This window comes from Saliniramus sp. (assembly GCF_035311605.1).
Taxonomy (GTDB): Bacteria; Pseudomonadota; Alphaproteobacteria; order Rhizobiales; family Beijerinckiaceae; genus Saliniramus.
The window spans coordinates 1-9,026 of sequence record NZ_DATGCW010000332.1; the positions used below are offsets into that span (position 1 = coordinate 1).

The 9,026-nt window shown below is 64.4% G+C and carries 3 protein-coding genes and 1 pseudogene; 1 reads left to right on the forward strand and 3 read right to left on the reverse strand.

What is annotated here, in order from left to right:
* The 3 genes from VKP01_RS14715 to VKP01_RS14725 form a co-directional block, all read right to left on the reverse strand.
* On the reverse strand, nucleotides 1-805 hold an 805-nt coding region (locus tag VKP01_RS14715), incomplete at its 3' end, for a GlgB N-terminal domain-containing protein (RefSeq protein ID WP_414706586.1).
* Nucleotides 802-4,092, reverse strand: coding sequence for a maltose alpha-D-glucosyltransferase (treS, locus tag VKP01_RS14720; RefSeq protein ID WP_324413580.1), 3,291 nt, complete (start codon nucleotides 4,090-4,092; stop codon nucleotides 802-804). The genes treS and VKP01_RS14715, both read right to left, overlap by 4 nt.
* A 1-nt stretch (nucleotide 4,093) precedes the next feature.
* Nucleotides 4,094-7,393 carry a maltotransferase domain-containing protein gene (locus VKP01_RS14725; protein ID WP_324413582.1) on the reverse strand — a complete coding sequence of 1,100 codons (3,300 nt, stop codon included), beginning with the start codon at nucleotides 7,391-7,393 and terminating at the stop codon, nucleotides 4,094-4,096.
* A gap of 392 nt (nucleotides 7,394-7,785) precedes the next feature.
* Between VKP01_RS14725 and VKP01_RS14730 the strand changes: the two are divergent.
* Nucleotides 7,786-9,026: pseudogene (locus VKP01_RS14730) on the forward strand (excinuclease ABC subunit A); the annotation flags it as partial.

The window sequence follows — 9,026 nt, forward strand, 5'->3', positions numbered from 1 at the left end:
CGGTATGATCCCCCTCCGGACGCAGCCACGAGGCCGGATGCACCTCGTAGATCGCCATCGGCGCATCCGGCGCCTGCCGCGCGTTACGGGCCGCCATCCATGCCTCATCCGTCCAGCGGAAATCAAAGGGCTCCGCCACGATCGAGCTCGTCGCAGGCGGCATTTCCGTGCGGCGGGCCAGTGGATCGGCCTTGAGAGGCAGGGTCTGCCCCTCGCGCCCCACGATCTCGTATTTATAGCGCTCGCCTGCCTTCAGGCGCGGCACGAACAGTTCCCAGACCCCGGAATCGTGACGCAGCCGCATAGGGTGGCGCCGCCCGTCCCTGGAATTGAAATCACCGACGACGGAAACGCGCCGCGCATTCGGCGCCCAGACCGAGAAGGCGACGCCCGGCACGCCCTCGACCTCGGTCACGACCGAGCCGAGGCGCTCGGGCAGCTCCCAATGCGCGCCTTCCGACATCAGATGCAGATCGAGATCGCCCAGGATCGGCCCGAACGCGTAAGGGTCCTCCGTCTCGTGTATGCCGGCGGGCCAGTGCACACGCAGGCGATAGGGCCGGCGCGCGCCGATGACCCCGGCAAACAGCCCGTCACTGACATCGTCGAGCGTGGCCAGCACGGCGGAATCATCGCCGGCCACCACCTCGACCTTCTGCGCCCCGGGCTGGAAGCTGCGCACCACGCAGCCCGCCTCACTGTCATGAGGCCCGAGAAAGGCAAAGGGGTCTGTCAGCCGGCCCGACAGGGCGTCGAGGGCAGCATGTTCCAGACCATGCAGTGCGGGATGGCGGATATCGCTCACGCAGTCTCCTTTCCGTCGTCGAGCAGGCGCCGGGCGACGCCGTTAAAGCCCTGAAGGGGAACGTCGAGCCAGGCGGGACGGTTCGCCGCCTCGTAGCAGATTTCGTAAGCCGCCTTCTCCAGGATGAAGAGGTCGAGCAGGTTCTGCTCGGAGACTTCCTCCGGATTGCCCGCGCGGTAGGCTGCCGTGAAGGCCTGCTCGGCCTCGGCCCGGAACAGGTCGCGCAGATGGTCGACGCGATGCTCCGTGATCGGTCCGCGCGGGGTGTGGCGGTGCTTGACCAGATTCGAGGCCGCGTAATCGAAGGAGCGGATCAGCCCGGCCACGTCGCGCAGCGGGCTCGCCTTGGCGCGGCGCTCCTCCAGCGGACGGGCGGGCTCGCCCTCGAAATCGATGAAGACCACGTCGCCCCCGGCAACCAGCACCTGCCCGAGATGCAGGTCTCCATGGACGCGCGTGCGCAGCCGACCGTTGAACATCGTGGCCCGGTCATCGATCAGCGCCAGCAATTCGTCACGCCGGGCAACCAGCGCCGCCGCATCCTCGGCCTCGTCACCGCTCCATTCCCGCTTCTCGATCACCTTGAAGGCCGCGCGCACCTGGCTCTCGACCGAGCGACGCAGCGCCGCGACATCGGACTTGCCCGCGATTTCGGGGGCGAAGGCGCCCTCCTCTGCGGGTGCGGCGCCGAGGATACGATGCATCTCCGCCAGACGGGTGCCGAGATTACCGGCGAAGTTGCGGTAGGTTTCGAACAGATCCTCCGTCTGATCGACCTCCTCTTCGGTCATGGTCGAGAGTTCATCGATGGTGCGGTCGAGATAGTTCAGCGTCCAGTCCCAGCCATCGCCCTGGTTGAGCTGATAACCCTGCGCGATGGCGAGCGTCGTCGGCACGCCCTCCGCGGAGACGTGACGCACCTCGCCGAGCAGCGCTGCCGTGTTGGCAAAGCCGGCGCGGGTGAGATAACGGCTCATCTCCGCTTCCGGATGCGCGCCGCTGGTGAGCTTGCGCAGCAGTTTGATGACGACCGCGCGCCCCACGATCAGCGTCGAATTGCTCTGCTCGGCTCCCAGCCATTCGATCTCCGCATCTGCCGGAACCTCAAGCGCGGAGAGCGATGCCTCCGGTTCAAAGACCAGTTCACCGCGCTCGACCGGCATCACCGCACCAGCGCGCAGCTTGTCCATCAGAGCATGGCCGAGACCCGGCATGGCGAAGCCGTCGGTGAGATAACCCACGCGACGGTTCTGCCGCACACGCGCCATGGCGAGTTGCGGTGCAAAGGGCGGCATCGTCTCGTCATCCCAGGCAACGGCGAGCGGCAGGGTATATTTCTCGACACCGGCCTGCGTCTCGACATCGCAAACGGTCAGGATCACCGGCCCGTCCGCGCTCTCCAGCGTCACCGCCGCATCGACACGCGCGCCCTTGAAGGCGGAATCCTTGCCCTGGAACCAGCGCCGCTGCGGAATGTATTGCGGCAGGACGTCGGTTTCGAGCGTCTCGCGCGTCTTCTCGCGGGTGCCGGGCCTGAGCACGTCGGCGACGCCGCTGCGCAGCACGAATGTGAGATGCTCGGGCTCCATCCCCGCCGTTGCGGTGCTCCAGGCCGGCGGCTCGACCCCGTCACTCAGTTCGAACCAGTAGAACCCGAAGGGTGGCAGCGAGAGCAGGTACGGCAATTGCCCGATCGTCGGGAAGGAAGCCCCGCCCGACATCTCGACCGGCGTCTTGCCGGCGAATTCCGCCAGGTTGAGTTCCACCGCCTGCGCCTGGCGCGAGACGTTGGCGACGCACAGGATACGCTCGCCGTCGTGCTCGCGCAGATAAGCCAGGATCTTGCGGTTGGCCGGGCGCAGGAAGCGGATCGCACCACGCCCGAAGGCCTGATACTGACGGCGTACCGCGAGCATGCGGCGCATCCAGTTGAGCAGGGAATTGGGATCGCGCAATTGCGATTCCACATTCACCCGGTCGTAACCGTAGAGCGGATCCATCAGCACCGGCAGCGACAGCCGCGCCGGATCGGAGCGCGAGAAACCGCCATTACGGTCGCTGGACCATTGCATCGGTGTGCGCACGCCGTCGCGATCACCGAGATAGATGTTGTCGCCCATGCCGATCTCGTCGCCATAATAGATCACCGGCGTGCCGGGCATGGTGAAGAGCATGGAATGCATCAGCTCGATGCGGCGCCGGTCGCGCTCCATCAGCGGCGCGAGGCGACGGCGGATACCCAGATTGATACGCGCGCGCCGGTCGGAGGCGTAGGTCTCCCACAGGTAATCGCGCTCCTGGTCGGTGACCATTTCAAGCGTCAGCTCATCATGGTTGCGCAGGAAGATCGCCCATTGGCAGTTCTCGGGTATCTCGGGCGTCTGGCGCATGATGTCGGTGATCGGGAAGCGGTCTTCCTGCGCGATCGCCATATACATGCGCGGCATAAGCGGGAAGTGGAAGGCCATGTGGCACTCGTCACCATCGCCGAAATAATCCTGCGTATCCTCCGGCCACTGATTGGCCTCGGCCAAGAGCATGCGATCCGGATAGGTCTTGTCGACCTCGGTGCGGATCTGCTTGAGGATGTCATGGGTCTCGGGGAGATTTTCGTTATTCGTGCCCTCGCGCTCGACGAGATAGGGCACCGCGTCGAGCCGCAGACCGTCTACGCCGATATCGAGCCAGAAACGCATCACGCTGAGCACTTCCTTGAGCACGCGCGGATTGTCGAAATTCAGATCCGGCTGGTGACTGTAGAAGCGGTGCCAGTAATAGGCCTGCGCCTCCTCGTCCCAGGACCAGTTCGACTTCTCCGTATCAAGGAAGATGATCCGCGTGCCGGTATATTTCTTGTCGGTATCCGACCAGACATAGAAATCGCGCGCCGCCGAGCCCGGCTTGGCCTTGCGCGCCTTCTGGAACCAGGGATGCTGATCCGAGGTGTGGTTGATCACGAGCTCGGTGATCACCCGGATGCCGCGTTTGTGCGCTTCCTGCACGAAGCGCTTGAAATCGCCCATCTTCCCGTATTCCGGGTGCACGCCGCGGTAATCGGCGATGTCGTAACCGTCATCGCGACGCGGCGAGGGATAGAACGGCAAGAGCCAGATGCAGGTAACGCCGAGCTCGGCGATATAGTCGAGTTTTTTCAACAGTCCCGCGAAATCACCGATGCCGTCATCATTGGCATCGAAGAACGATTTCACGTGCAACTGATAGATAACCGCATCCTTGTACCATTGCGGATCGTTGTCGACATTGGCGATCTTCTTCTTGGAGGACACGTCAGCTTCTCCTGTGCGGACGGATACGCCAGATGGCGAAGGGGTATTCAGCGGGGTCGAGGCGGATATGCTGGTGCTTGCCCCACCAGGTGAAAGCGCGATCAGTGATAAGATCCTCGACATCGAGCGCGCCGTCATCACCGATCCCGAACTCCCAGAGCGGGACCTCGATCCCGGCTTCCTGGGGGTGATGCGGGTCGAGATTGACCGCGACGAGGATCATCTCGTCACCCTCGCGCGAGGGCTTGCCATAATAGAGGATATGTTCGTTCGCGGCATTGTAGAAGCGCACATTGAGATGCGTGTGCAGGGCCGGGTTGGCCTTGCGGATCCGGTTGAGCCGCGCAATATCGGGCACGATGTTGCCCGGCGCATTCCAGTCGCGCACGCGGATCTCGTATTTCTCCGAATCCTTGTATTCTTCCTTGCCCGGAACCGGCTCCGCTTCGAGCAGTTCATAACCGGAATACACGCCCCACAGCCCCGACAGCGTCGCCGCGAGACAGGCGCGGATGAGGAACCCGGCGCGGCCCGAGCGCTGCAGGTAGACCGGGTTGATATCGGGCGTGTTGACGAAGAAATGCGGCCGGTAGAAATCCTTCGGCGCCTCCTGCGCCAGCTCCTCCAGATAGCTCTGCAGCTCGTATTTCGTATTGCGCCAGGTGAAGTAGGTATAGCTTTGCGAGAACCCCACCTTGGCCAGATGATACATCATCTTGGGCCGCGTGAAGGCCTCGGAGAGGAAGATCACGTCAGGATGGCGCCCGCGCACCTCCCCGATCATCCACTCCCAGAAGGGCAGCGGCTTGGTATGCGGATTGTCGACACGAAACGTCTTCACACCCTCCCCGACCCAGAAGAGCACGACATCGCGCAGCGCGAGCCAGAGATCGGGTATCGCCTCGTCCTTGTAGAAATCGACGTTGACGATGTCTTCGTATTTCTTCGGCGGGTTCTCGGCATATTTGATCGTGCCGTCGGGACGATAATCGAACCAGCCGGGATTCTCCTTCAGCCAGGGGTGATCCGGCGAGCACTGGATGGCGAAATCGAGCGCGAGTTCGAGCCCATGCGCCATCGCCGCATCACGCAGAGCCCGGAAATCCTCCAGCGTGCCGAGTTCGGAATGCAGGGCGTCATGCCCGCCATCCTCCGCGCCAATCGCATAGGGCGAGCCGACATCATCGGGCCCCGGTGTCAGCGTGTTGTTGCGACCCTTGCGGTTCTTGCGTCCGATCGGGTGGATCGGCGTGAAATAGAGTACATCGAAGCCCATGTCGCGCACACGCGGCAATTGCGGGATCACGTCGCGCAAGGTGCCGTGGCGGGCCGGATCATCCGTCTGCGAGCGCGGGAAGATCTCGTACCAACTCGCAAAAAGAGCCTGCTGGCGCTCGGCATCGACAGTCTGAATCACACTCTGCGCCCTGAACGGGCGATCATCGGCCTCCTGCATCAGCGCGCGGGCCTCGATACCCAGCAGGATCTCGACCTGCCCGGCCTGATCCGCGTGATCGAGATCGACGAGAATATCGGTGAGTCGCTCCTTCAATGAACCTTTGACACGTCTGCGCGCCGCTTCGACCAGCAGCCGCCCCTCCTTCAGATCGAGGGCGATATCCACCCCGGCATCACTCTTTTTGGAAAGATCGCGTGCGTAGGTCGCATAGCGATCGAACCAGGCCTCGACGACGTATTCGTGCCGCCCCATCCGCTCCAGATGCAGCGCAGCGCGGAAACGGTCATTGCCCTGGGGCAGCATCGGCGCCGTGCGCCAGACATCCTCGTCGAGCGCGCGCCAGCGCAGTTCGACGCCGAGCACCTCGTGGCCGTCCATGAAGGCATCGGCCTCCACGGTGATGGAATCGCCGACGATGCGCTTGACCGGGAAGCGCCCTTCATCAATGCAGGGCGACAGCGCCTCGACGAAGATGCGCGGCGCCGCGCCCGCCGCCTTCGCGGCACGTTTGCCGGTGGCGCGCGGGAGCTTTACGGGCTTTGCGCGCGTCGTTTTCGCGAGCAGCACCGCACCGGGCTCGAGCGTGAAGGTATCGCCGGCTGAATCGCTGGTATCACCACCCTCAAGCGGCACGAAACCGCCGAATTCCCCACCCATCTGCGCCCGCAGCTTGGTTGCACCGACATCATGACCCGCATGCAGGTCCGGATTGACGAGCACAAGCAGGGCTTCCTGCGCGACGCGCGGATCGACCAGCGTGCGCAGGATCCCTGTCGCCTGGGCGGAGGGGCCGGTCAGCGCGCGCAGGAGACCCGGCTGCGCGAGCGCCGTAACCTTCGCGATCAGGGCGTTGATATCGCGCACGCGCTGAGCGATCTCCGTCGGCGCTTCCTGGGCCATCTGTGCGCCATCCTCCGGACGGCTCTCGATCGCGTCTAGCGGGCGGCGAGCAGCGTATTCGAAGCCCATCGGCATCAGCATGCCGCAGCCCAGCCCCGCCGCGAGTCGCAATGCGCGATCACAGGCCGGCAGCAGCGCCCGCGCATCCCCGATGCGCTCCGCCAGACGGGTGGCGAAGGGCGCTTCCGGCATGGTCATGACCGGCGCGATGGCCGAGAGTGCCGCATGCTCCTCGACGAGCCAAGGCGCGCGCCCGTCCCACCAAGGCAACGAGGAGAGCAGGTAATCGAAGCCACAGCAGGCGAGCCCGAGCGCGTCGGAACGCGGCAGGCCCGTCGTATCGGCGATCACGAGCGCGTCCGGGCGGTGCGCGCGCATCGTCTCGATGATCCAGCGCCACAGATCAGCAGATGCCGCATTGGGGCGCACGGCGCGGAAACCCTTGATCCCGGCCTGAGCCCAGGCGGCGATGCGGGGTTCCCAATATGCCTTCAGCCATGCGATCGCGTCCGCATCGAGCCGCGACCAGGCTGCGCCCTGCGCCGTGGCCGGGCGGCGCGGATCGACCGGCCCGCCCGCAGCCTCCCGTCTCACGGTGAAACGATCCGGAGCCGCTTCCACCTCTGGATGCTCCAGTGCGAATTGCTGGGGCGCGAAATCGATCAGCAGCGAAAGCCCCCGGCTGTGCGCCTCGCGGGCGATGTGCTCCAGCGCGAACGGCAGCACGTCGGTGAAGCCCAGCCCCTCATCCGCCGCATCATGATCAACGGGAAAGAAGACATCGCCCGTACGGCCTGCGCGGAAGGGCGGCGAGAGCGCCACATGGTCGAAGCCGAGATCCCGCGCGTGATCGAGCCAACCGCCCAACGCATCGTGCGCTCCGACCGCGCGGTGGTGGAGGTAATAGATACGCGGATGTGCAGATGACGGCATTCTGGCCATGGTCCCTCGTGGTTGCAACCGCTGTGATGCTGCCGATTCGCAGCGATGATAGCGCGGGTATGCGACGAACGGGATGAACTGTTTGAGTCGGATTGCTCAAATAACGTGCTGCCTCGGCGAGCACCAGCCGCCCCGTTTTCCTGGTCATACCAACAGGTGAATGCGGCCAAGGTTCCAGGGCGATGCCGATGCCGGGGCATGGTATCGGGTGCCTGCGCGATCAGGACCCGCTCCGGCATTACGAAGACCGCATTCACGCACTTGCTCGTTGTACGTGATTTGTTCTAGAGTTGACGGGGTCGCCTTGACGCGACCCGTGCACTATGTGACCCGCTGTTGCCGCGTTGCAAAAGACGCTTGCGTTCCGATCAGACGAACCCAGAGCCCCGACCATGCCCTCGACCACCTCATCGAAAGCGAAGAAGCCCGCACGCGCGCGCGCCACCGCAACGAAGAAGAACACGCATGAGGTGCCGGTGACGCCGGCGCGCGGTTCGGGCAGTGGCGAGATCGATGCGCTGTTCGACCGTGCCCGCGCCGGCGACCCCCATGCGCGGGTCATTTCGGTGACAGGCGCGCGCGAGCACAATCTGAAGAATGTCGATCTGATGCTGCCGCGCGACCGGCTCGTCGTCTTCACGGGCCTGTCGGGCTCGGGCAAGTCTTCCCTCGCCTTTGATACGATCTACGCCGAGGGGCAGCGGCGCTATGTCGAATCGCTGTCGGCCTATGCGCGCCAGTTCCTCGAAATGATGCAAAAGCCCGATGTCGATCAGATCGACGGGCTCTCGCCCGCCATCTCCATCGAGCAGAAGACCACCTCGAAGAACCCGCGTTCCACGGTCGGTACGGTGACCGAGATCTACGATTACATGCGTCTGCTCTGGGCGCGTGTCGGCATCCCCTATTCCCCCGCCACCGGCCTGCCCATCGAGAGCCAGACCGTGAGCCAGATGGTCGATCGGGTGCTCGCCCTTCCCGAGAAGACGCGGCTCTATCTGCTCGCGCCAGTCGTGCGCGGGCGCAAGGGCGAGTACCGCAAGGAGTTGGCGGAGTTTCAGAAGAAGGGCTTCCAGCGCGTCAAGATCGACGGCAGTTTCCACGAGATCGACGATGCCCCCGCCCTCGACAAGAAATACAAGCACGATATCGACGTGGTGGTCGATCGCATCGTGGTGCGCCCCGACATGGCGCCGCGTCTGGCAGAATCCTTCGAGACGGCGCTCGAACTCGCCGACGGCATCGCCTTCGTGGAATTCGCCGACGAGAAGGACGACAGGGGCGCCCCGCGCCGGCTGATCTTCTCGGCGAAATTCGCCTGCCCGGTCTCCGGCTTCACCATCCCCGAGATCGAGCCGCGGCTGTTTTCCTTCAACAACCCCACCGGCGCCTGCCCGGAATGCGATGGCATCGGCCACGAGATGCGCATCGATCCGGCGCTGGTCGTACCCGACGCGCGCGCGAGCCTGAAAAAGGGTGCGATCGCGCCCTGGGCGAAATCGACTTCGCCCTATTACGGCCAGACGCTGGAAGCGATGGCGAAGCATTACGGGTTCAAGATGACCGCGCCGTGGGATGAGATCCCGGAAAAGGCGGGTGAGGCGATCCTCTATGGCTCCGGCGGCGACGTGAT